Here is a 22,321-nt window from a genome sequence, read left to right as displayed (position 1 = left end):
CCGAACGCCGACGCCATACGGGCGACGTCAGAGCCAGCCTTCGCGGCGATACCAGCGCACGGTCTCGGCCAGCGCGTCGTCGGTGTCGCGCTCGGGGCGCCACAGCGCGGCGGGCGGGCACGCGCCTTCGGTCGCGACCCAGTCGGGATGCGCGATATAGCGCGCGCGGTCGGGGGTCAGCTTGGCACGGCTGCGCCGGACGAGCGTGTCGAGCCGCCCGCCCGCCTTGAGCAGCAGGGCGGGGGTCGCGACCGTCGACAGGCGCTGCCGCCCGACGGCGCGCGCGACCGCGCGGGCAAAGCCGCGATGCGACCAGCCGGTTGGCTTGCCGTCGTCGGGCTCGTAAATCTGGCCGATGCTCGCGCCGCGGTCGGCGGCGAGCGTCACGAGCAGCCGTGCGAGTTCGTCGACATAGATCGCCGACATGCGCCCGCTCGGCACCAGCGCGATGCCGCGCCGCGCCATGCGGAACAGGTCGAGCATTTCGGTGTCACCGGGGCCGAATACCGCGGGTGGGCGCACGATCGTCCAGTCCAGCCCGCTCGCCATAACGATGGCCTCGGCCCGTTCCTTCGACCAGCCATAGTTGGAGATGCCGGGCTCGCGCGCGGCGAGCGACGACACATGGACGAAGCGCGTTACCCCGGCACCGCGCGCGGCATCGACGACATTCGCCGTGGCGGTTGCGTTGCCTGCCTCGAACGCCGCGCGCGTCGGCACATTCACCACGCCGGCGATATGCATGACGACATCGGCGCCAGCCGCCATCTCGGCAAGGCTGTCTTTGTCATCGAGCGCGCCGGCGATCCATGTCACGCCGTCGCGCTCGGGCTGCAGCCGGCGGGTGAGGGCGCGGACGTGCCAGCCCGCCGCGACCGCATCGCGCATCGTCGCGCCGCCCACGAAGCCGGTCGCGCCGGTCATCGCGAGCACGCGTTCGCTCACAGCAGTACCATATGGTCGCGGTGGACCATTGCGCTGCGCGGTGCATAGCCGAGCGCGGCTTCCTGTGCATCGCGGCCGAGGCCGACGATATTCGCGGCGTCGGCGCCGGGATATTCGGAGAGGCCGCGCGCGATGACGCGCCCGTCGGGGCCCGCGATGTCGAGGATGTCGCCGCGCGCGAAGCTGCCGCTGACCGCGGTCACCCCCGCGGCGAGCAAGCTTGCGCCGCCTTGCAGCGCCTTTGCGGCGCCGGCATCGATCTCGATCCGGCCCTTGGCGGTGAGCCCGCCCGCGAGCCACGCCTTGCGCGCGCTCGCGCCCTTGTCGGCGACGAACAGGCTATGCCGCGCCGCGGTCGACAGCGGGCGGTCGATGCGGCCCGACGCGATCGCAAGATGCGCGCCCGCGGCATTGGCGATGCGCGCCGCCGCGATCTTCGACACCATGCCGCCCGATCCCATGCCCGACGCCGATCCGGTGTCGGCCATCGCCTCTATACTCGCGTCGATGCGCTCGATGCGCGCGATATGCACGGCGCCGTCCTGCGCGGGGTTGCGGTCGTAAAGCCCGTCGATATCGGAGAGCAGGATGACGCCGCCCGCCGCTGCCGCCTGGGCAACGCGCGCGGCAAGACGATCATTGTCGCCGAAGCGGATTTCCTCGGTCGCGACGCTGTCATTCTCGTTGATGATCGGCACGACGCTGAGGCTGAGCAGGCGGTCGAGCGTCGCCGCGGCGTTGAGATAGCGGCGGCGATGTTCGAGGTCGTCGAGCGTGACGAGCATCTGCGCCGCGGTCAGCCCCTCGGCGCCGAGCACCTCGGCCCACACCTGCGACAGCGCAATCTGCCCGGTCGCGGCGGCCGCCTGCGCATCTTCCAGCGTCCCGCGCCCGCCCTTGGCGAGACCGAGTCGCCGCGCGCCAAGCGCGATCGCGCCCGAAGATACAACTGCAACCTGCTGGCCCGCGCGCGTCCGTTCGGCAATGTCGGCAGCGATGCCGGCAAGCCAGTCACGTCTTACCGCACCGTCCGGATCGACGAGCAAGGCCGATCCGATCTTGACGATCAGCCGGGGGCAGGAGGCGGGTGCGAACAACATCCCGCCGCCGATAGCGTGCGGGCGCCGTCACGCCAATGCTATTACGTCAACGCGATCCGCCGAAAGTATAGCTGAGCGCGACACCGCCCGACGGCTGGCTCCGCGATCCCAGTTGGCGCGTGATCGGCGAGTCCGCTGCATCGCCGACGAGGCGGTCGTAACGGCCATAGACCGCGATACCCCAGCGCTTGCCGAGCATGCGGTGATAACCGGCGGCGACGCCGACCGACTGGATGCCGCCGCCCGGATCATAGGCGGGCAGGCCCGATGTCGCGGCGGCCGCCGGCGTAACGCCGAAATAGGCGCGGGTATATTTGGCGTCGCCGAGCGTCACGCGCGGGCCGATCGAGAAGAGCCAGTCGTCGCCTTGCCGTGCGACATAATCGGCACTGACTTCACCGGTCCAGCCCTTGTGACCGCTCAACCCCTTGCGCCCTTCAAGGCGGACACGGAGTTCGGGGGTCAGATGAACCTGCCCGAAAGCGCCGGCCTCGATCGACAAACCGACTTTGGGCAGGTCGGCGCCGATATCGGACGCCTTGCGCTTGCCGATAAAGCCGAAAGCCGGACCAAAGGCGAAATTGCCCGAACGGATCAGCGGCGATCCGAAGCTCTCGTCAGGCGCCTCGAACGTGAATTCGGCGTCCCGCGTTCGCGATACGTCGACATAGGGGCCGACGCTGAACTTGTCCGCGCCCGGCCAGGAGGGCGACAGCTGCGGGCCGAGGATGATGCGCGTGCGCTTTTCTCCGCCCTCATTGCCCTCCTGAGCGTGCGCCGGGACGGACGCCAGCGCGAATGCGGTGAGAAACAGGGCGGGAAACTTGTTGCGATCGGTCATGCGAAATCCTTGTTGTTCCGCATGAAAGTCCCAGCGGCGGTGTTTCGTTCCTAGACCGGCGACCAGCCGGGGGCTTCGTCGCTTTCGTCCTCGCCGGGCTCGGGGTGGCCGATCGCCTCGAGCAGCTTGTCGAGCACCGCGGGGACGCCCGCGCCGCTCGCGCCCGAGAGCGCCATCACCGGATGCCCGCTTTCCTCTGCCAGTTCGGCCGACAGCGCCGCGATCAGCTCGTCGTCGAGCGTGTCGATCTTGTTCAACGCGACGATCACCGGCTTGTCATTGAGATCGGCGCCATAGGCTTCGAGTTCGTCGCGCACGATGCGATAGCTCGTCGCGACATCTTCGTCGTTCGCGTCAACAAGATGGAGCAGCACGCGGCAGCGTTCGATATGGCCCAGGAAGCGGTCGCCGACCCCGGCGCCTTCAGCGGCGCCCTCGATCAGCCCGGGGATGTCGGCCACGACGAATTCATTGCCCTTGTGGCTGACGACGCCGAGCTGCGGACGCAGCGTCGTGAAGGCATAGGCGCCGACCTTGGCCTGCGCATTGGTGACACCGTTGATGAAGGTCGACTTACCCGCATTGGGCAGGCCGACGAGGCCGGCATCGGCGAGCAGTTTCAGCCGCAGCCACACCCACATTTCTTCGCCGGGCCAGCCCGGGCCGTGCTGGCGCGGCGCGCGGTTGGTCGAGGTCTTGTAGCTCGCGTTACCGCGCCCGCCATCGCCGCCGCGCAGGAAGACGAGCTGTTCGCCCTCCTTCGTCAGGTCGGCGAGCAGGCTGCGCTCCTCGTCATCGTCGAGGATCTGGGTACCGATCGGGACCTGGATGACGAGATCGGGACCGCCCGCGCCGGTGCGGTCGCGCCCCGCGCCGGGGGTGCCGCGCTTCGCCTTGAAATGCTGCGTATAGCGAAAGTCGATCAGCGTGTTGAGGCCCGCGACTGCTTCGAAGATCACGTCGCCGCCCTTGCCGCCATTGCCGCCGTCGGGGCCGCCATATTCGACATATTTCTCGCGCCGGAAGCTGACGGCGCCGGGGCCGCCGTCGCCGGACTTGATGAAGATCTTGGCTTGGTCGAGGAAATGCATGGTGGGGCCTTCAGGGCGGAAGCGGGAGACTAAACATTCAATCCCGTTCGTGTCGAGCGAAGTCGAGACACCCCGCAACATGGCGCCAAGCCGAGGGGCATCTCGACTTCGCTCGATGCGAACGGGGATGGGGAAGGCGGCCCCTTAGCGTGCGCGCAACAAAATTGCTAGCCTTCAGGCGGCAGGCTTGCCGCCATGCTCGGCCCAGAATTTGGCGATCCGCCCGGTGATGAGTTCGGTCGCGAGCACGCGCGAGGTGTCGCGCGGCAGGTCGAGCGCTTCGGCCATGGGGCCCCCGAGCTGCGCATCGCCCAACGCCATCAGCACCAGCGCGAGCGTATCCTCGTGCATCAGCCGCTTTTCGTGCGCGTCGGGCGACATGCCGTCGATCAGCTTGTGGATCGCATCGACGATCGGGTCGAGCGCATCGTCATTGCCCGTCGCCGCCATCCATGTCGCGAGCGCGCCCGCGCCGCCCTCGTTAAAGGCATCGAAGGCGAGATCGACGATTTCGCGCACATTGCGTTCGCCGGGTGGCGATTCGGCCATTTTTCTGCCGATCGTCGCGCACACCGTTTCGGCCTGATAGGCAGCGAGCGCCTTTTGCAGCCCCGCGGCGCTGCCGAAATGGTGGAGCAGGTTCGCGTGCGTGCGGTCGATGCGCGCCGCAACGGCCTTCAGCGTCACCGCCGCCGGTCCCGTTTCGACCAAAATCTGGCGCGCAGCCTCGAGCGCCGCCGAACGGCTTTCCTCTGGACTCAGACGCTTCTTCACTATTGACATATATGTAAGTAAACCCTATTGCTGGCCCGTCTCCCCTTTTCGACGGTATGAGCCATATGTCCAGTCTTTCCCAGTCGCCGACGCCCGTCGATCTTTCGATTACACCGCGCGACATGCGCTTTGGCCGCGATGACAAACAGGGCCGCTGGTGGTTGAATGGCGACCCGATCGCCTCGGCATTCCACACCGCGCTGTCGGTGACCTTTCCGCGCGGCGAGGCGATGTTCATCGAAGCGGTGAAGGCGCACCGCGACGGCGTTCCCGACAAGCTGGCGCGCGAAATCCGCGCCTTCACGCAGCAGGAAGTGATCCACAGCCGCGAGCATGTCGTCTTCAACAAAAAGGCGGCGGAGGCGGGTTACGATCTTTCGGAGCTCGAGGATGACGTGAATCAGGTTCTCGACCTGATCAAGACGCGCCCTCAGATCGTCAACCTGATGGCGACGATTGCGCTCGAACATTATACCGCGATGATGGCGGCGGTGATGCTGCGCGAGGACAAGATGTACGCGGGTGCCGAGCCCGAGTGGGCCGCCTTGTGGAAATGGCATGCGATCGAGGAAATCGAGCATAAGGGCGTCGCGTACGACACGTGGCTGCACGCGACGAAGGACTGGAGCCGATTCCGCCGCTGGCGTGCCAAGTCGCTGATGATGATCCTCGTCACCACGCGTTTCTGGCCGAAGCGCGTCAAGGGGATGAAGGCGCTGCTCCGGCAGGACGGCCTGACCGGCTGGCGCGTCACCGCGCGCATCTGGTGGTATCTGCTCGGCACGCCCGGCGTGCTGCGCAAGAGCTTCGTACCCTGGCTTTCCTATTTCATGCCCGGCTTCCATCCGTGGAACCACGACGATCGGTCGCTGATCAAGAAATATGAGAGCGATTATGCCGACGCGATCATGCCGGCGCATTCGTCAGGGCCCGAACTGGCAGCCGCCGCCTGATTTTCTTCTCCGCGGTTGCGGGGGTCCAGAGCGGTTCTCTCTCCCTGTCTCTGGGCCTCCTCATCCGCGGAGCGGCGGCGTCGATGCCGCTGGACGCCGCGGATGCGTTCCCATACCATTTGTGGGTGGAGGGGACCATGCAACCACAAATGACCGCGGCCGAAGTCACGCAGTTCGAACTGCAACTGGCGGGGCTCGGTTCCTTGCTCGAATTCGGCTGCGGCGGCAGCACGGTCGTCGCGGCGCGGCAGGTACGCCGGATTGTCAGCGTCGACAGCGACTCCGCCTGGCTGGCCAAGGTCCAGGCCGACGTCGCGCGCGAAGTCGTCGAATTCACACCCTTTCACGTCGACATCGGCCCCGTGGCTGAATGGGGTTATCCGGCGGACGAAAGCCGGATCCGCGACTGGCCGCATTACCACACCGATATATGGCGAAACGTGCAGGGCAGCCCCGATGCGGTGCTGATCGACGGACGCTTTCGGGTCGCCTGTCTGTTGCAGGCGATCATCCACTGCAAACCCGAGTGCATCTTTCTGTTCCATGATTTTCAGGACCGCCCGCACTATCACGCCGTGCTCCGCCATGTCGACGTGCTGGCGCGCGTCGACACGCTTGCGGTGATGCGGGCGAAGCAGCAGGTCGACGGCACGGCGGTGCTGCACGACCTGTTCGACCATTATCTGATCCCCGATTGACCGCCCGCGCCGGCTTCGGCACACCCGCGCCCATGTCCTTCAAAGCTTTTACCGCACCGCCCGTCATCGAGACCGAACGTCTGCGCCTGCGGCCGGGGCGCCTGTCCGACAAGGATGTCCATATCGAGATGTGGGCCGACGAACGCGTCACGCGCTTCATCGGCGGCGAACCGCGCGCACCCGACGTCAGCTGGGGCAAGTTCCTGAGCTCGGCCGGACTATGGCCGGTGATGGGCTTCGGTTACTGGCTCTTCGCCGACCGGTCGAGCGATGCGCTCGTCGGCATGGGGGGGCTCAGCTATTTCTGCCGCGGTATGCCCGAACTCGAAGGAGTGCCCGAGGCGGGCTGGGCGTTCGATGCCGATCATTGGGGTGCCGGCTATGCGACCGAAGCGATGACCGCCGCGCTCGGCTGGGCCGATGCGAACCTCGACGCCGCCGAAGTGCGCTGCATCATCGACCTCGGTAACGACGCCTCGGAACGCGTGTCGGCGAAGCTCGGTTTCCGCCGCATCGGCGAAAGCGATGCGTTGGGGCATATCGTCGCAATCTATTCGCGGCCAAAGGGCGGTTAAACCGCCTCGACCACCAGCACGCCGCCGTCGGCGCTGACGACGCGGACCTTGCTGCCTTCGGCCGCGTCAGGGCCGCGCACCGGCCATTCGCCGTCGCCGACTTTCGCGCGGCCGCGTCCGTCCTCGATCGCCTTGGTCACCGTCAGTACCTCGCCGATCAGCCGACCGCCGCGCTGGTTGAGGTGAGGGTCGGCCGACGTGATCGGGTTCGCTTTCAGCCAGCGGCGCGCACCATAGAGCGCGATGAACGACAGAACGGCAAAGACGCCGAGCTGCAAGGGAATGCTCAGCGGGACGATCCACGCGATCGCCCCGGTGACGATCGCCGCGGCGCCCAGCCAGATCAGGAAGAAGCCCGGCGCGACGATCTCCGCGGCGGCGAGCAGGACACCGAGCGATAGCCACGCCCAATGCGGTTCCATATTCGTCAGCCATTCGGGCATGTCAGGCTCCCGTCTTGCGTTCGAGCGCGTCGCGCGCGAGCTCACCTATGCCGCCCAATGTGCCGATCAGCTGCGTCGCCTCAACCGGGAACAGGATCGTCTTCGCGTTCGGGCTGGTCGCGAACTGGCTCACCGCCTCGACATATTTTTGCGCGATGAAGTAATTGATCGCCTGCGCATTTCCGCCCGCGATCGCGTCCGACACCATTTGCGTCGCTTTCGCCTCTGCTTCCGCCTCGCGCTCGCGCGCTTCGGCGTCGCGGAAGGCGGCTTCGCGGCGCCCTTCGGCCTGCAGGATCTGGCCCTGCTTCTCGCCCTCGGCGCGCAGGATTTCCGACGCGCGCATGCCTTCGGCCTCGAGGATGTTGGCGCGCTTTTCGCGCTCCGCTTTCATCTGCCGCGCCATCGCGTTCGAAATATCGGCGGGCGGGCGAATGTCCTTGATCTCGACGCGGGTGATCTTGACCCCCCAGGGCGAGGTTGCTTCGTCGACCACGACGAGCAGCCGCGCGTTAATATGGTCGCGCTTCGACAGCGTCTCGTCGAGGTCCATCGACCCCATCACGGTGCGCAGGTTCGTCGTCGTCAGGTTCATGATCGCAAGATAGAGGTCGCTGACCTCATAAGCGGCCCGCGCGGCATCGAGCACCTGGAAGAAGACAACGCCGTCGACCGCGACCATCGCATTGTCCTTGGTGATGATTTCCTGCCCGGGAATGTCGAGCACCTGCTCCATCATGTTTACCTTGCGACCGACGCGGTCGAAGATCGGCATGATGAAGTTCAGGCCCGGCTGCGCGGTGTGCGTGTAGCGGCCGAAGCGTTCGATCGTATAGGCAAAGCCCTGCCGGACCGGGGTCAGCGCCCAGATCAGGAACACCAGTGCCAGAACTACCAGTGCAAGTGCGAAATACATCGAATACCCCCTCAGCAATTTCCGTCTGCAATCGCCTTCCTTATTGCGGCAATGGTCCGGCTGCGCCACAGAAAAGCATATGACGCCAAGTGACTATCCGCCGCGCTCCCTGCTCTATGTCCCCGGATCGAACGCGCGCGCGCTCGAAAAGGCGGGCGGGCTCGCCGCCGACCTGCTGATCATCGACCTCGAGGATGCGGTGCCTGCGGACCGCAAGGCCGAAGCGCGCGCCGCGATGCGCGCCGCGGTGGCGGCAGGCTTCCCGGGCAAGCGCGTTGCGGTGCGCGTGAATGCGACGGGCACCGCCGAACAGGTGGACGATATTGCCGCAATTGCCGGGCTGAAGCTCAACGCCGTGGTGCTTCCGAAAGTCGATGTACCGTCCGATCTCGACCCGCTGCGCGGCCTCGGCCTGACGGTCTTCGCGATGATCGAGACGCCGGCGGCGATCTATGCCGCGCGCGACATTGCCGCCGATCCGGTCGTCAGCGGCCTGATCGCTGGGCTCAACGATCTTGCGCATGAACTCAAACTGCCCGACGGGATGGACCGCGGCGCGATGAGCCATGCGATCCAGTCGATCGTCCTTGCCGCGCGCGCGGGCGGCGTATGGGGTTTTGACGGCGTCTATAACGCGATCGACGACGCCCGGGGCTTCGCGGCCGAGGCGGCAGAAGGACGGCGGCTCGGTTTCGATGGCAAAACGCTGATCCACCCGTCGCAGGTCGATCCGTGCAACACCGCCTTTGCCCCGTCCGAACGCGAGATTGCGGCCGCCGAGGCGCTCGTCGCCGCGGCAACGGGCGGGGCGCAGCGCCACAACGGGCGGATGATCGAGGATATGCATGTCGCGGCGGCGCGGGCATTGCTGGAACGGGCCGGGCGGTAGTGGTTCTCCCCTCCCGCAAGCGGGCGGGGAGGATATGTTGCCGTTCGTCTTTCGACGAACGCGCCTTGCCGGGCGGCGGCGGAAATGCCATGCGGCGGCGCCATGAAAACCACCCGTTTCCACGCCGCCGCCGCGGCCATCGCTCTTCTCGCCATTGCTCCCGCCGTTTTGGCCGCGCCCGCCAAGGGCGACGCGCCGATCACCGAGGCCCAGCTCGCCGATCATATCAAGGTGCTGGCGAGTGATGCGTTCGAAGGCCGCGCGCCGGGGACCGAGGGTGAGGATCGCACGATCGCCTATATCGTCGGCGAATGGGCGAAGGCAGGGCTCGAAGCCGTTCCGGGCAGCACAACCCCCTGGCTCCAGCCGGTGCCTTTCGTCGAAACGCAGGCGCTCGGCGGCAGTGCGAAGTTCAAGGTCAACGGCCGCGATTTCGCGCTGGAGGATGACGGGATCATCCTGAGCAGCCGCGATGCGTCGGTCGCGCTCGCCGACCTTCCCGCCATCTTCGTCGGCTATGGCCTCGACGGCGCGGGCAAGGTCAATGCCGACGTCAGGGGCAAGCTGGCGATCATGCTGTTCGACAATACGCCCTTCGGCGACAAGCTGCCGCGTTATCGCGAGCGGCGCCAGATGCTTGCCGATGCCGGCGCATCGGCGGTGCTCGTCATCGCGACCGATGCCGTGCCCTGGACGGCGCTGCGCGAAAGCGCGGGCGCCAAGTCGATGCGCCTTGCGGGCGCCAAGCCGGGCGCGCCGGTCAGCGGCTTCCTATCGCTCGAGGCGGCCGATGCGCTGCTCAAACGGGCGGGGCAGGATGGCGGCGCGCTCCGCGAAGCCGCAAAATCGCCCGACTACAAGGGCGCGGTGCTGCCGGTGACCGCCGACATCACGGCGAAATCGACCACGCGGCCCTTCGCCAGCAACAATATCATCGCCAAGCTTCCCGGCGCCAAGCCCGACGGCAAGGCGGTGCTGTTCCTCGGTCATTGGGATCATCTCGGCATTTGCGAGCCCGAAGGTGCGGCCGACCGCATCTGCAATGGCGCGGTCGACAATGCGAGCGGCATAGCGGTGCTGATCGAGGTCGCGAAGCGGCTGGGGACGGGCGCGCGTCCCGACCGCGACATCTATTTCATGGCGACGACGGCGGAGGAAAAGGGCCTGCTCGGCGCGCATTATTTCGCCGATCATCCGGTCGTGCCGCTGTCGGACATCACCGTTGCGCTCAACATCGACACCATCGCGATTTCGCCGCGCGGCACCCCGGTCGCGACGATCGGACGCGGCAAGCCCGCCTATGACGCGGTGGTGCGCGAGGCGGCGACGAAACTCGGCCGCAAGCTCGACGAGGATCGCGAGGCCGATGCCTTCATCCAGCGGCAGGACGGCTGGGCGCTCGGCGCCAAGGGCGTGACGTCGTTGATGGTCGGCGGCAGCTTTTCTGACATGAAGCTGCTCGAGGCCTTCCTCGGCAGCGATTATCACAGCGCGGCGGATAATTTCTCGGACAAGATTCCGCTCGGCGGCGCGGCCGAGGATGCCGATCTGCATGTCGCGATCGGCCGGGCGTTCGCCGATACGAAGCGGTGGTCGGGCAAGTAATTATCGTTGAATGATAACGTCGCCCGCCCGAAGGCGGGGGCGACGTTATTTTATCTGGCGGGCGTCAAGCCGCCTGCTTGGCGCGGTCCGCCATTTCCTGATTGAGCATCTCTGCCAGCAGGAACGCGAGCTCAAGGCTCTGCCCGGCATTCAACCGCGGATCGCAATGCGTGTGATAGCGATCAGCGAGGTCCATCTGGGTCACGTCCATCGCGCCGCCGGTGCATTCGGTGACATTCTGGCCGGTCATCTCGATGTGGATGCCGCCGCCATGCGTACCCTCGGCGCGGTGGACGGCGAAGAAGCCGCGCACCTCGGCGAGGATGCGCTCGAACGGACGCGTCTTGTATCCGTTGGGCGTCTTGATGACATTGCCGTGCATCGGGTCGCACGACCAGACGACGGGATGGCCCGATTCCTTCACCGCGCGCACCAGCTTGGGCAGATGCGCCTCGATCTTGTCGTGGCCGTAACGCGTGATCAGCGTCATGCGGCCCGCGACATGGTTCGGATTGAGCGTGTCGAGCAGGCGCAGCAGCACGTCGGGCTCAAGGCTGGGGCCGCACTTCATCCCGACCGGATTGCCGATGCCGCGCAGATATTCGATGTGCGCCGAGCCTTCGAAGCGCGTGCGGTCGCCGACCCACAGGAAATGGCCCGAGGTGTCGTACCAGCCGCCGGTCAGGCTATCCTGACGGGTGAGGGCCTGCTCATAGGGGAGCAGCAGCGCCTCGTGGCTGGTGTAGAAGCTGGTGCCCTTGATCTGCGGGACAGTTTCGGGGGTCACGCCGCATGCTTCCATGAAGGCGAGCGCTTCGGAAATCCGCGCGGCGGTCTCCTGATATTTCTTCGCCCACGGGCTGCGGTCCATGAAGTCGTGCGTCCAGGCGTTGACCTGATGCAGGTTCGCATAGCCGCCATTCGCGAAGGCGCGCAGCAGGTTCAGCGTCGCCGCCGACTGGTTATACGCCTTGACCATGCGCTGCGGGTCGGGCTCGCGGCCCGCTTCCTCGAACGCGATGTCGTTAATGATGTCGCCGCGATAGCTCGGCAGCGACACGCCGTCGATGTCTTCGAGATCGGCCGAGCGCGGCTTGGCGAACTGGCCGGCCATGCGGCCGAGCTTCACCACGGGCATCTTCGACGCGAAGGTCAGCACGACCGCCATCTGAAGCAGTACGCGGAAGGTGTCGCGGATGTTGTTCGGATGGAATTCGGCAAAGCTTTCGGCGCAATCGCCACCCTGCAGCAGGAACGCCTTGCCCTCGGCCACGCGGCCAAGGTCGGCGGTCAGGTCGCGCGCCTCGCCGGCAAACACCAACGGCGGATAATTGCTGAGCTCGCGCTCGGCGGCCGCCAGCGCATCGGCGTCGCGATAGGTGGGAAGCTGGCGGGCCTCGTGCGAGCGCCAGCTATGCGGTTGCCAGTTTTTTGTCATCTGCCTGTCTTTTCGCGTTCGAATCGAGCGCCACATGGCGCCTATGCCGCGCGGAAGCAATGTTTCCGGCACGATCAAACCTGAAAATTAGCATTATCGTGACATTTGCGCACCTATGCTTTTCTTGAGAGACCAAAAATGGTAGTTTATTACGCGCTGCGGAAATGCGATTAGCCTCGCGCGACCAAGGCTTTTGGCTATCGACAACGTTATACACCCGGTGACCTGAGGTTGGGTCTCGACGCGAAGCGATTGGCTATGGCGAGTTTCAATTCCGCATGGTTTCTCTACGGGGCGCTGCTGCTCCTTCTGGCGACGAGTTTTGTCGTGCGGATTGACTATGCCCGCATCGGCCTCGCCGCGGCGGCCCTAGTCGCCTTGCCGCTGACATTATTTCGTGGGCCGGATCTCGGTTACGGCCTGCTCGTGCTTGCGATCCTCGTCGTCAACATCGGTATATTGGGGCGGCTGTGGCTGCGCGACGCCAAAGTGCAGTTTTCTCCCGAAGAAGAGGAATTGCGCCGCCAGCATTTTTCCGGCCTCGGGGCTACGGCTGCGCGCGATCTGATCGATCAGGGGCACTGGATTTCGGCAAAGCGCGGCGAGGTGCTGATCCGCGAGAATCAGGCGGCGCCCAGCCTCTTCTATCTGGCCGAGGGACAAGCCGCGATCCTGCGCGATGGGGTCGAGATCGCCAAACTCGGGGGCGGCGCGCTGATCGGCGAAGCGACGGTGCTCGACGGCGCGCATGCGACCGGGACGGTGACGCTCGGCAGCAACGCCCGGCTGTGGTTCGTTCCCGCCGCGGCGCTGCGCGCCTATCTGGCCGCCAATCCCGGGATTGCGGGCGCGCTTCACGAAGGTTTCGCGCGCGCCCTTCGCGGCAAGCTTGCAAGCGCGAACACGCGTATCGCCGAGCGGTCGGCAGTTTTTTGAGCCCAGCTTTTTCTTGAGTCCAGCCTTTCCCGGCCTCGAAACTGCAACCCGCGCCTGCTAAGTCCTCGGTCCATGACGATGATTCTCTATGGCATTTCGAACTGCGACACGGTGAAGAAGGCGCGGCGCTGGCTCGACGAGCAGGGCGTCGCCTATCACTTTCACGACGTGCGCAAGGATGGGCTCGACGCCCCGCGACTCCAGAGCTGGATCGACGCGCTCGGCTGGGAAAAATTGCTCAACAAGGCGGGGACGACGTTTCGCAAACTGCCCGACGCGCAAAAGGACGGGCTCGACGCCGCCGCGGCAAAGGCGTTGATGCTCGACCAGCCGGCGATGATCCGCCGTCCGGTCGTCGAGGCCGCGAGCGGGGTCAGCGTTGGCTTTTCGGCCGAGGACTGGCAGGCGCGTTTTGCGGCATGATCCGGTCGCTCGCGGCGCTGCTGGCCTTGGCATTGTCCGCCGGCTGCACGGCTGATGTCGTGACCGCGCAGCCGACGCTCAATGGCCAGCCGCCGATCGTGATCGCCCATCGCGGCGCGTCGGGCGAGCGCCCCGAACATACGCTGGCGGGTTACAAGCTCGCGATCGACCTTGGCGCCGACTATATCGAGCCCGATCTCGTGCTCACGAAGGACGGCGTGCTTGTCGCGCGGCACGAGAACGAGATTTCGGAAACGACCGATGTCGCAGCGCATGCCGAATTCGCAGGCCGCAAGGCCACGAAGACGATCGACGGGCAAAAGGTCACCGGCTGGTTCACCGAAGATTTCACGCTGGCTGAACTCAAGACGCTGCGCGCGCGCGAGCGGCTCCCGAAGCTGCGCAGCACCGATTATGACGGGCAGTTCGAAATCCCAACCTTCGAGGAAATCCTGACCTTGCTGGCGGAGGTCAACAAGGGCCGCGACAAACCCGTCGGCGTCTATCCCGAAACCAAGCACCCGAGTTATTTCGTCGCGATCGGCCTGCCGCACGAGGCGCCTTTGCTCAGCGTGCTTGATCGCTTCGGTTATCGCGGCCGCACCGCGTCGGTGTTCATCCAGAGCTTCGAGGTCGGCAATCTGATGGACCTGCGCGCGAAGAGCGACCTTCCGCTAATCCAGCTGATGGATGCCGAGGGCGGCCCCGCCGACCGGCCGGGCGCCAGCTATGCCGCCATGACGTCGCCCGCCGGGCTGAAAATGATCGCCGGCTATGCCGACGGCATCGGGCCGAACAAGGCGATGGTGATCCCGCGCCGCGCGCTCGGCCGGCTCGGCAAGCCGACCAGCCTTGTGCGCGATGCGCATGCTGCGGGGCTCAAGGTCCATCCCTGGACGTTCCGCCGCGAAAATTATTTCCTGCCGCTGGGCGACAAAGGCGGGGTCAATCCGGCCGGGCACGGCGACCTGGCCGGTGAAATCACCTCCTATCTGAAGACCGGCATCGACGGCCTGTTCAGCGACAATCCGCGCGAGGCGGTGGCGACGGTAAGGAGGGAAAGCGGACAATGACCGAAAGAGCCCTGGGCCGGAGCGGCCTGTCGATCCGGCCCTTCGTTCTCGGCGGAAATGTCTTTGGGATGACCGCGGGGCGCGATGCGAGCTTCGCGGTTCTCGACCGCTTCGTCGAACTGGGCGGCGGTATGATCGACACCGCTGACGTCTATTCGGCCTGGGTTCCGGGCCACAAGGGCGGCGAATCCGAAAGCATGATGGGCGCGTGGCTGAAAGAAAGCGGCGCGCGGGACAGCGTGCTGATCGCGACCAAGGTCGGCATGATGCCCGGCGGGCTGAAGCCCGACCGCATCCGCGATGCCGTGCAAGGCTCGCTCGACCGGCTCGGCACCGACGTCATCGACCTTTATTTCGCGCATAAGGACGATCCCGACGTGCCGCTCGATGAAGTGCTGGGCGCTTTTGCGGAACTCGTCGATGCGGGTATCTTGCGCGCGATCGGCGCGTCCAACTATTCGGCCGACCGGCTCGCGGAAGCGCTCCGCGTGGCGGACGAAAACGGCCTCCCACGCTTCACCGCGATGCAGCCCGAGCTCAACCTGCTCGACCGCGACCAATATGAAGGCGCGCTGCAACAGCTTTGCATCGACGAGGGGCTGGGGGTCGTCACTTATATCAGCCTCGCCTCGGGTTATCTGTCGGGCAAATATCGTAAGCCCGAAGATCTTGGCAAAAGTCCGCGTGGCGCGCGCGTCAAACCCTATCTCGACGGCAGGGGCCCGGCGATGCTCGCCGTGATGGACCGCATCGCAGCAGAAACGGGAGCCACCCTCTCGCAAATCGCGCTGGCATGGGTCGCGGCGCAACCGGGCGTGACCGCGCCGATTGCCAGCGCGACGACGGTGGACCAGCTGGACGAACTGATAGGCAGCATGGGCCTCAGCCTGAGCGACGAACAGCGCGCGGCGCTCAGCGCGGCCTGACCCGGCGGGCGACCGCTTTCGCTGCGCCGCAACAAAAGGGGCTTTGCCGCTTTCACCTCGCGGTTTTAGCGGCTAAACCCCGCCCCATGTCCACACTCCCGAAAACGCTCACCTTCGACACGTCGACCAGCCGCGCCAATCCGACGCCGCAGCCGATGAAACGCCTCACCGTGCCGCGCATTCGCCAGCGCAAGGGCGGCGAACCGCTCGTGATGCTCACCGCCTATACCGTCCGCATGGCGCAGCTGCTCGACCCGCATTGCGACATGCTGCTCGTCGGCGATTCGCTCGCGCAGGTGATCTACGGCCTGCCGCACACCGTCGGGGTGACGATGGACATGATGGCGCTGCACGGCGCCGCCGTCGTGCGCGGCAGCTATCATGCCGCGGTGATCGTCGACATGCCGTTCGGCAGCTATGAAGGCAGCCCGCAGCAGGCGTTCGATAATGCCGCGCGGCTGCTCAAGGAAACCGGCGCGGCGGCGGTGAAGGTCGAAGGCGGCAAGGTGCTCGCCCCGACGATCGAATTCCTCACCCAGCGCGGCATTCCGGTGATGGGCCATGTCGGGCTGACCCCGCAGGCGGTGAACATCCTCGGCGGCTATGGCGTGCGCGGCAAGAGCGCGGAAGAAGCGCGCTCGATCGTCGAAGATGCCGTCGCGGTCGCACAGGCCGGCGCCTTTTCGATCGTGATCGAGGGCGTGCTCGAATCGATCGCGATCGAGATTACGAACAAGGTCGATTGCCCGACGATCGGTATCGGCGCTTCGGCAGAGTGCGATGGTCAGGTGCTCGTCACCGACGACATGCTCGGCATGTTCGAACGCGTTCCCAAGTTCGTGAAGCGTTATGGAAATATGGCAAGCGTCGTCGAAGGCGCGGTCAAGGACTATGCCGACGAAGTCAGGTCCCGTTCATTCCCGACCGAGGATCAGACATACGCAGGTTAAGAGTCCGGCGAGCCGTGCAGAGTGAAACGCTTGGCGTTTTTGGGCGCCGTCGCTAAGGAAGCCGCCGGCGCGATGCTGAATGCCCGGGCCAATATTGAGTTTATGGAGGTTTGATTGGCGCTGAGCCCGACGAATGATGCCGCGCTGTTGCAGGAAGTCGACGAGGCCGTCCGCAAGGACCGGCTCGATACGATCATGCAACGCTATGGCCGCTGGATCATCGGCGGCGTCATCGCCGCGCTGCTGGCGTTCGGCGGTTATCTCTTTTGGAGCCACCAGCAGGATGCCGCCCGCGGTGAGCAGGCCGAAGAGCTGATCGCGGCGTTCGAAAAACTCGGCACCAACCAGCCGCGCGCCGCGGCGACCGATCTTCAGAAGCTGGCAGCCGAAGGCGATCCCGCCTATCGCGCAGTCGCGCAGATGCAGGAAGCGAACATCAAGGCGCAGAGCGGCGATCTGAAGGCGGCCGCTGCCCTGATGGCGAAAGTCGCGGCCGATACCAAGCTCGATCAGGCGCTGCGCGATCTTGCGCTGATCCGCCAGACGGCGTTCGAATATGACACGCTGAAGCCCGAAATGGTGATCGCGCGGATGAAGCCGATGGTCGACGCCAAGGATCCGGCCTCGAGCTGGTTCGCGAGCGCAGCCGAACTTTCGGCGACCGCGCATTACCAGCTTGGCCAGTTCGACCAGGCCGGCGCGCTTTATGGCCGCATCGCCAAATTGCCCAATGTGAGCAAATCGCTGCAATCGCGCTCGGTGCAGATGGCGGGGATGCTCGGCGTCGATGCGGTCGCGGACCGGGCGGACGAAAGCGCCGCAGCCGAAAAGAAAGGCGCGGCGCAAGCCGCCGCCGTCGGGGACCAGAAAGGCAATGCCGCGCCAAAGGCCGCGGCAGCCGCAAAGACTGAGGAAGCCAATTAATATGCGGAAAGCGCGTTTCGGAATCTATGCGGCGCTGCTCGCGCTGCCGCTGACGGCATGTGGGGTGCTGAAAGGCGACGGTCCGCCGAAGACCCCGACGGTCGGTGACCGCGTGTCGATCCTGTCGAACGACAACAGTGTCAAGGTCGACCCGGCCACCGCGTCGATCGCGGTCGTGCTGCCCGAACCGGCGGTCAACGCCGCGTGGGCGCAGTCGGGTGGCAACGCATCGAAATCGATGGGTCATCCGGCGCTCGCCGCGACGCGGACCAAGCTGTGGGAAGCCAATATCGCGGGCAGTACCAACAAGCAGCGGATCGCCGCCTCGCCGGTGATCGCCGATAATCGCCTGTTCGTGGTCGATACCGACGCCGTGGTCACCGCCTTCGCTGCCGACACGGGCGCGAAACTGTGGAGCGTGGCGATCGGCAGCACGGGCAAGGATTTCAAGGCGTCGCTGTTCGGCGGCGGTGCGGGGGTCGACGGCAATGTCGTTTATGCGACCAGCGGCGTCGGCGACGTCGCGGCGCTCAACGTCGCCGACGGATCGGTGATCTGGAAGGTGCGGCCCGCAGGTCCGCTGCGCGGCGCGCCGACGATTGCGTTTGGCGGCGTCTATGTCATCAGCCAGGACAACCAGATCTTCGCGCTCAACGCCGCCGATGGCGCGGTACAGTGGCAGGCGACGGCGTCGGCAGAGGCGGGCAGCGTGTTCGGCGCCGCGTCGCCCGCGGCGGGGCAGGGGACTATCGTCGCCGGCTTCTCGTCGGGCGAGGTTCAGGCTTATCGTTACGAAAACGGCCGCGACCTGTGGGAAGACGCGCTCGCGCGCACGTCGATGGCGCTGTCGGTGTCGACGCTCACCGACGTCGACGCCGATCCGGTCGTCGATCGCGGCCGCGTCTTCGCGCTCGGCCAGGGCGGCCGCATGGCAAGCTATGAACTCGTCACCGGCCAGCGCAGCTGGGAAATCTCGATCGCCGGCATCTCGACGCCTTATGTCGTCGGCGAGTGGGTCTATGCGATGACCGACGACGCCAAGCTGCTGGCCGTCGCGCGTGCGAACGGCAAGGTTCGCTGGCTGCAACAGCTCGCGCGTTTCCGCGTCGAAACCGAAAAGAAGAAAAAGGACCCGATCCGCTGGACTGGACCAATCCTCGCCGGCGGCCGTCTGATCGCGGTCAACAGCGAAGGCGTGTTGTCGGAATTCTCGCCGACCGACGGTTCGCTCCTGGGCTCGACCGAATTCAAATCGCCGCTGTCGCAGGCCCCCGTGGTTGCGAATAATATTTTGTACGTCCTCGCGGACGACGGGCAGATCACGGCCTGGCGCTGACAAGCTCCGGGCCGGGGCGGCCCGGTAGGATACAGGGAATAGTCTCATGTCGCGATTCGCGACGATTGCCATTGTCGGCCGGCCCAATGTGGGCAAATCGACGCTGTTCAACCGCCTGGTCGGCAAGCGCCTTGCGCTCGTCGACGACCAGCCCGGGGTGACGCGCGACCGCCGCGAAGGCGACGGCCATCTGCTCGGCCTCGATTTTCGTATCGTCGATACCGCCGGTTTCGAGGATTATGACGCAGCGACGCTGCCCGGCCGGATGCGCGTGCAGACCGAAAAGGCGGTGCGCGAGGCCGATGCGGCGCTGTTCATGATCGACGGCCGCGCCGGCGTGACTCCGCTCGACGAGGAAATCGCGCGCTGGCTGCGCAGCGAAGACACGCCGATCATCCTTGTCGTCAACAAGGCCGAAGGAAAACAGGGCGAAAACGGCCTGATGGAGAGCTATTCGCTCGGCTTCGACAATCCGATCGCGCTCAGCGCCGAGCATGGCGAAGGCATCGTCGACCTGTTTGACGCGCTGCGCCCGATCGTCGACGGCTTCGATGCTGCCGCGTTCGAAGCGGTGCCGCCGCGCGCCGAGGGCGACGAAGACGACGAAGACGCGCCGCTCGGTCCGATGAAGCTCGCGATCGTCGGCCGCCCCAACGCGGGCAAGTCGACGCTGATCAACCGCATGATCGGCGAGGACCGCCTGATCACCGGGCCCGAAGCCGGGATCACCCGCGATTCGATCCGCGTCGACTGGCAGTGGGAGAAGGACGGCGAGGTCCACGAGATTCAGCTGTTCGACACCGCGGGCATGCGCAAGCGCGCCAAGGTGGTCGAAAAGCTGGAGAAACTGTCGGTGGCCGACGCGCTCCACGCGGTCGATTTCGCCGAGGTTGTCGTTCTCCTGCTCGACGCCACCAAAGGCCTGGAGGCGCAGGATCTTCACATCGCCGACCGGGTGCTGCAGGAAGGCCGCGCGCTGATTGTCGCGCTCAACAAATGGGATGTTGCCGAAGACCCGTCGGCACTGTTCAACGGGGTGCGCACTGCGCTCGAGGACGGGCTCAGCCAGGTCAAGGGCGTTCCCGTGCTCAGCATTTCGGGCGCGACGGGCAAGGGCATCGACACACTGGTTCGCGTCGCGTTCGAACAGCGTGCGATCTGGACCAACCGCGTCTCGACCGCGAAGCTCAACCGCTGGTTCGAGAACGCGGTCGAAAACAACCCGCCGCCGGCGCCCGGCGGCAAGCGGATCAAGCTGCGCTATATCACACAGGCGCGCACCCGGCCGCCGACGTTCGTCGTTTTCGGCACGCGAACCGACAGCCTGCCCGGAAGCTACACGCGCTATCTGGTCAACGGCATGCGCAAGGAACTGGGCTTTCAGGGCGTTCCGGTGCGGCTGAACTTCCGCAATTCGCGCAACCCCTATGATGAATGACGGCGCCTAAGATATTGGGGGCGCTGGTCGTCGATGCGCGCGGGATGCGCTGCCCCTGGCCCGCGCTGCGGCTCGCCCGCGCGATGCGCGATGCGTCCGACGTGCTGCTGATCGCGGACGATCCGCAGGCGGGGCGGGAAGTTGCGGCGCTGGCGGGCGAGCATGGCTGGTCGGTCGAGCGCGATGCCGCGAACGCCGACGAGGGACGCTGGCGCGTTCGCCGCTGACCCAAAATGGGGCGGCCTTCTTCGCGACCCCCCTGACACCGTAACGTCTTTTTTACCCAACTTGGGCATGGACCGGTTGGGACCACGACCGAATTTGAACACCAAGGGACTAAAGCATTGGACGAAATCCTGGTCGATTGGGATGAGTTTCGCGCGACACGCACCCAGTTGGGCGCTGCGTTTGTGCGGATTCTCGGCTATTTTCGCGAAGACGGCACCAAATCGGTCGCCGCGATCGAAGAGGCGATGCGCGCACGCGATGCCCGCGGCCTCGTCATGCCCGCGCACACGCTGAAAAGCGAAGCGCGGCAGTTCGGCGGCGAGAAACTCGGCGCGCTCGCCGAGGATATCGAAGTCTTCGCGCGCCATTGCGTCGAAAGCCAGACCAGCCCCGAAGAATATCTGCCGCGCGTCGTCGAACTGCGCCGGCTGTTCGAAGAGACGCTCGGCGCGCTGGAGCGCGAAGCGAACCCGCTCGTTCAGCGCCGCCCGACGGGTTTCGGCCGCGCCGTGGGCTGCTGACGCATCGGTTGCAATGACCCACGCGCGAGACTGCGCCACAGCCATTCGAGCGGGCCATAGCGAAAGCGGTCGAGCCACGGCTTGGACCACAGCAGCATGACCGCCCACATGGCGATGCAGACAAGATAAAGCGTCCAGCGGCCGACGTCGCCGAACAGGCCGATCCCGTAGCCATAAAAGATGGTCGTCATCACGATGCTGGTGCCGAGATAGTTAGAGAAGGCCGCGCGGCCCGCTGCCGCGACGCGGGCTATCCATACGCTGGTAGCGGCGCGCCGGATCAGCAGCACGAGCAGCGCGGCATAGGCGATCGTCATCATCAGCCGCCCCGGCCCCGCCCACGCCATGAAGGCGTTGACCGCGACGAGATAGTCGAAGCCCGCGCGCCACTGGAGCCAGCCGACGAGCAATGTCAGCAGCACGCCCGGGGGTAGCCAGCGCAGCGCCGTCCGCCGGTAATCGGCCGCCGCCCATGCGCCCGTCAGGAAGCCGTTACGGAACAGCGCCATGCCGAGCATCATCAGCGGCAGCGTTTCGAGGATCGTCATCAGCACGCCGACGAACGGATTGATCGCTGTATCGAGCCGTGAGTTGAGGATCGGAAGATAGGGGCCGCGATAGAGCGCGAGTTCCTCGGTCACCTCGCCATCGATCTTGGCATATTCGGCGCGGACCTCGCGCCCGGCCTCGACCATCGGCGACGCGGGATTGTCGGCCGCATTTCCGACCGCGAGTTGCGCGCCGAAGAAAAGCGACGTCAGGACAACGCCCAAAGTGAAGATGCCAAGTGCCCATTTGATCAACCGGCGCGATTCCCACGCGCGAAAGCGGAAGGCGACGCAGCCGACGGCGGCATAGAGGAAAAGGATGTCACCCCACCAGAGGAAGAAATAATGGCAGAGACCGAAGACCGCGAGCCACGCCATCCGGCGGTAATGGACCGAGCCCGGATCCTGTCCCGACGCCGCCGCGCGATCGATGATCAGGACCATGCTCGCGCCGAACAGGAGGGAGAATAGCCCGCGCATCTTGCCGTCGAAGAGGAGGAAGCCGAGCGCCCAGGCGGCGATGTCCGACCGGGTTTCGCCGCCATAGGCCTTGGGCGAGACATAGGCCATTTCGGGCATTGCGAAGGCGACGATATTCATCGCCAAAATGCCCATCACGGCGAAACCGCGCAGCGCGTCGAGGGTAACGAGGCGTTCGCTCGCAACTTGTCTATCTTCGCGCATATCGCCCTCCACTGTATTATTCGCCTATAACGGCTGGGGCGATGATCCGTCCAGCGCTTTAACGTA

At 65.7% G+C, this 22,321-nt stretch carries 24 protein-coding genes; 15 read left to right on the top strand and 9 right to left on the bottom strand.

What is annotated here, in order from left to right; all coding sequences use genetic code 11:
* Positions 1 to 27: 27 nt before the first annotated feature.
* From ASD73_RS11040 to ASD73_RS11020, 5 genes are all read right to left on the bottom strand, one after another.
* Positions 28 to 924 (bottom strand): NAD-dependent epimerase/dehydratase family protein, encoded by an 897-nt coding sequence (locus ASD73_RS11040; RefSeq protein WP_056373522.1) that lies wholly within the window; start codon positions 922 to 924, stop codon positions 28 to 30.
* Positions 925 to 941: 17 nt separating this feature from the next.
* Positions 942 to 2,045, bottom strand: a complete 1,104-nt coding sequence (gene proB / locus ASD73_RS11035) for a glutamate 5-kinase (RefSeq protein ID WP_056372278.1) — start codon at positions 2,043 to 2,045, stop codon at positions 942 to 944.
* Positions 2,046 to 2,091: 46 nt separating this feature from the next.
* Positions 2,092 to 2,886 (bottom strand): MipA/OmpV family protein, encoded by a 795-nt coding sequence (locus ASD73_RS11030; RefSeq protein ID WP_056372276.1) that lies wholly within the window; start codon positions 2,884 to 2,886, stop codon positions 2,092 to 2,094.
* A 50-nt stretch (positions 2,887 to 2,936) separates the two neighbouring features.
* Complete coding sequence (obgE, locus tag ASD73_RS11025; protein ID WP_056372274.1) at positions 2,937 to 3,977, bottom strand: GTPase ObgE; 1,041 nt, start codon at positions 3,975 to 3,977, stop codon at positions 2,937 to 2,939.
* Between the two features lie 174 nt (positions 3,978 to 4,151).
* Positions 4,152 to 4,760: a TetR/AcrR family transcriptional regulator gene (locus ASD73_RS11020; RefSeq protein WP_056372273.1), complete on the bottom strand. Its 609-nt coding sequence runs from the start codon at positions 4,758 to 4,760 to the stop codon at positions 4,152 to 4,154.
* Between the two features lie 56 nt (positions 4,761 to 4,816).
* Here ASD73_RS11020 and ASD73_RS11015 point away from each other — a divergent pair, with 56 nt between their 5' ends.
* From ASD73_RS11015 to ASD73_RS11005, 3 genes are all read left to right on the top strand, one after another.
* Complete coding sequence (locus tag ASD73_RS11015) at positions 4,817 to 5,704, top strand: metal-dependent hydrolase (RefSeq protein ID WP_056373520.1); 888 nt, start codon at positions 4,817 to 4,819, stop codon at positions 5,702 to 5,704.
* Between the two features lie 137 nt (positions 5,705 to 5,841).
* Positions 5,842 to 6,402, top strand: a complete 561-nt coding sequence (locus ASD73_RS11010) for a hypothetical protein (protein WP_056372269.1) — start codon at positions 5,842 to 5,844, stop codon at positions 6,400 to 6,402.
* A gap of 32 nt (positions 6,403 to 6,434) precedes the next feature.
* Entirely contained in the window at positions 6,435 to 6,977 is a 543-nt protein-coding gene (locus tag ASD73_RS11005; RefSeq protein WP_056373519.1) for a GNAT family N-acetyltransferase, read from the top strand.
* On the opposite strand, the gene ASD73_RS11000 is transcribed toward ASD73_RS11005, so the two are convergent.
* On the bottom strand, positions 6,974 to 7,420 hold the full coding sequence (locus ASD73_RS11000) for an NfeD family protein (protein ID WP_056372267.1): 447 nt from the start codon (positions 7,418 to 7,420) through the stop codon (positions 6,974 to 6,976). The two genes, ASD73_RS11005 and ASD73_RS11000, sit on opposite strands and share 4 nt — an antisense overlap.
* Position 7,421: 1 nt before the next feature.
* Entirely contained in the window at positions 7,422 to 8,336 is a 915-nt protein-coding gene (locus ASD73_RS10995) for an SPFH domain-containing protein (RefSeq protein ID WP_056372266.1), read from the bottom strand.
* A gap of 79 nt (positions 8,337 to 8,415) precedes the next feature.
* Here ASD73_RS10995 and ASD73_RS10990 point away from each other — a divergent pair, with 79 nt between their 5' ends.
* Together ASD73_RS10990 and ASD73_RS10985 are read left to right on the top strand one after the other, a co-directional pair.
* Positions 8,416 to 9,225, top strand: a complete 810-nt coding sequence (locus tag ASD73_RS10990; protein WP_056372265.1) for an HpcH/HpaI aldolase/citrate lyase family protein — start codon at positions 8,416 to 8,418, stop codon at positions 9,223 to 9,225.
* Between the two features lie 102 nt (positions 9,226 to 9,327).
* Positions 9,328 to 10,830, top strand: coding sequence for a M28 family peptidase (locus ASD73_RS10985; protein ID WP_235534334.1), 1,503 nt, complete (start codon positions 9,328 to 9,330; stop codon positions 10,828 to 10,830).
* A 64-nt stretch (positions 10,831 to 10,894) separates the two neighbouring features.
* On the opposite strand, the gene ASD73_RS10980 is transcribed toward ASD73_RS10985, so the two are convergent.
* Entirely contained in the window at positions 10,895 to 12,268 is a 1,374-nt protein-coding gene (locus ASD73_RS10980) for a class II 3-deoxy-7-phosphoheptulonate synthase (protein ID WP_056372258.1), read from the bottom strand.
* Between the two features lie 258 nt (positions 12,269 to 12,526).
* Between ASD73_RS10980 and ASD73_RS10975 the strand changes: the two genes are divergently transcribed.
* The 10 genes from ASD73_RS10975 (at position 12,527) to ASD73_RS10930 (ending at position 21,023) form a co-directional block, all read left to right on the top strand.
* Positions 12,527 to 13,204, top strand: coding sequence for a Crp/Fnr family transcriptional regulator (locus ASD73_RS10975; protein WP_056372256.1), 678 nt, complete (start codon positions 12,527 to 12,529; stop codon positions 13,202 to 13,204).
* A 72-nt stretch (positions 13,205 to 13,276) separates the two neighbouring features.
* Positions 13,277 to 13,627, top strand: a complete 351-nt coding sequence (locus tag ASD73_RS10970) for an ArsC family reductase (RefSeq protein WP_200934933.1) — start codon at positions 13,277 to 13,279, stop codon at positions 13,625 to 13,627.
* The gene (locus ASD73_RS10965) at positions 13,624 to 14,700 is read left to right on the top strand and encodes a glycerophosphodiester phosphodiesterase (protein ID WP_056372255.1); all 1,077 of its coding nucleotides are present in this window, start codon (positions 13,624 to 13,626) and stop codon (positions 14,698 to 14,700) included. The genes ASD73_RS10970 and ASD73_RS10965 overlap by 4 nt, the downstream gene beginning before the upstream one ends.
* A complete protein-coding gene (locus tag ASD73_RS10960) occupies positions 14,697 to 15,626 on the top strand; it encodes an aldo/keto reductase (RefSeq protein WP_056372250.1) in 930 nt (309 codons plus the stop codon). Before ASD73_RS10965 ends, ASD73_RS10960 begins: the two co-directional genes overlap by 4 nt.
* 86 nt (positions 15,627 to 15,712) lie before the next feature.
* On the top strand, positions 15,713 to 16,576 hold the full coding sequence (gene panB / locus ASD73_RS10955; RefSeq protein WP_056372249.1) for a 3-methyl-2-oxobutanoate hydroxymethyltransferase: 864 nt from the start codon (positions 15,713 to 15,715) through the stop codon (positions 16,574 to 16,576).
* 114 nt (positions 16,577 to 16,690) lie between these two features.
* Complete coding sequence (locus tag ASD73_RS10950) at positions 16,691 to 17,500, top strand: tetratricopeptide repeat protein (protein WP_056372248.1); 810 nt, start codon at positions 16,691 to 16,693, stop codon at positions 17,498 to 17,500.
* A 1-nt stretch (position 17,501) separates the two neighbouring features.
* Positions 17,502 to 18,836, top strand: a complete 1,335-nt coding sequence (locus ASD73_RS10945) for an outer membrane protein assembly factor BamB family protein (RefSeq protein WP_082521487.1) — start codon at positions 17,502 to 17,504, stop codon at positions 18,834 to 18,836.
* A gap of 46 nt (positions 18,837 to 18,882) precedes the next feature.
* Complete coding sequence (gene der / locus ASD73_RS10940; protein WP_056372245.1) at positions 18,883 to 20,274, top strand: ribosome biogenesis GTPase Der; 1,392 nt, start codon at positions 18,883 to 18,885, stop codon at positions 20,272 to 20,274.
* Positions 20,271 to 20,501, top strand: coding sequence for a sulfurtransferase TusA family protein (locus ASD73_RS10935; protein ID WP_056372243.1), 231 nt, complete (start codon positions 20,271 to 20,273; stop codon positions 20,499 to 20,501). Before der ends, ASD73_RS10935 begins: the two co-directional genes overlap by 4 nt.
* Positions 20,502 to 20,618: 117 nt before the next feature.
* Complete coding sequence (locus ASD73_RS10930; protein WP_200934932.1) at positions 20,619 to 21,023, top strand: Hpt domain-containing protein; 405 nt, start codon at positions 20,619 to 20,621, stop codon at positions 21,021 to 21,023.
* Here ASD73_RS10930 and ASD73_RS10925 read toward each other — a convergent pair.
* Positions 20,981 to 22,255, bottom strand: a complete 1,275-nt coding sequence (locus tag ASD73_RS10925) for a DUF418 domain-containing protein (protein ID WP_056373513.1) — start codon at positions 22,253 to 22,255, stop codon at positions 20,981 to 20,983. The two genes, ASD73_RS10930 and ASD73_RS10925, sit on opposite strands and share 43 nt — an antisense overlap.
* Positions 22,256 to 22,321 lie beyond the last annotated feature (66 nt).

Source organism: Sphingopyxis sp. Root154 (genome assembly GCF_001427105.1).
Classification (GTDB): Bacteria; Pseudomonadota; Alphaproteobacteria; order Sphingomonadales; family Sphingomonadaceae; genus Sphingopyxis.
Note: the sequence above shows the minus strand (reverse complement) of the source record. Positions and strands in the feature narration are given on the sequence as shown.